This is a genomic window from Burkholderia lata, assembly GCF_902499335.1.
GTDB lineage: Bacteria > Pseudomonadota > Gammaproteobacteria > Burkholderiales > Burkholderiaceae > Burkholderia > Burkholderia lata_B.
Genome location: NZ_CABVQK010000054.1, coordinates 1 through 791, shown reverse-complemented (window position 1 = coordinate 791; position 791 = coordinate 1). Strand labels below are relative to the sequence as shown.

Annotated in this window: 1 protein-coding gene; it reads right to left on the bottom strand. The window is 63.6% G+C overall.

The genetic code is table 11. The annotated features are described in order from the left end of the window. Positions 1-36: 36 nt before the first annotated feature. A complete protein-coding gene (locus tag BCO18175_RS40420; RefSeq protein WP_174989401.1) occupies positions 37-786 on the bottom strand; it encodes an electron transfer flavoprotein subunit beta/FixA family protein in 750 nt (249 codons plus the stop codon). Between the last annotated feature and the right edge of the window lie 5 nt (positions 787-791).

Genomic DNA, 791 nt, shown 5'->3' with positions numbered 1-791 from the left:
GCAATCACCAGAATCGTCATTTCTTTCCGCTCCCTCTTACAGCACCTTGGCTTCGGTCTTCAGCTTCTCGACCAGCGTCTTCACGTCCGGCACCTTCACGCCGGCTGCGCGCTTCGGCGGCTCGACCACCTTCAGCGTCTTCAGACGCGGCGCAACGTCCACGCCCAGGTCTTCCGGCTTCACGGTTTCCAGCGGCTTCTTCTTCGCCTTCATGATGTTCGGCAGCGTCACGTAACGCGGCTCGTTCAGGCGCAGGTCGGTCGTGATCACGGCCGGCAGCGTCAGCGACAGCGTTTCCGCGCCGCCGTCAACTTCGCGTGCGACCGTTGCACGGCCGTCGGCCACCGTCACCTTCGACGCGAACGTCGCTTGCGGCAGCCCTGCCAGCGCGGCCAGCATCTGGCCCGTCTGGTTCGAATCGTCGTCGATGGCCTGCTTGCCGAGGATCACCAGCTGCGGCTGCTCCTTGTCGACCAGCGCCTTCAGGATCTTCGCGACGGCCAGCGGCTCGACGCCATCGGTCGACTCGACGAGGATCGCGCGATCCGCGCCGATCGCCAGCGCCGTACGCAGCGTTTCCTGCGCTTGCGCGACACCCACCGACACGGCGATCACTTCGGCCGCCACGCCCGCTTCCTTCAGGCGCACGGCTTCTTCAACCGCGATTTCGTCGAACGGGTTCATCGACATCTTCACGTTCGCGATGTCGACACCCGTGTTGTCCGACTTCACGCGGACCTTCACGTTGTAATCGACCACTCTTTTCACTGGCACCAGGATTTTCATGCACA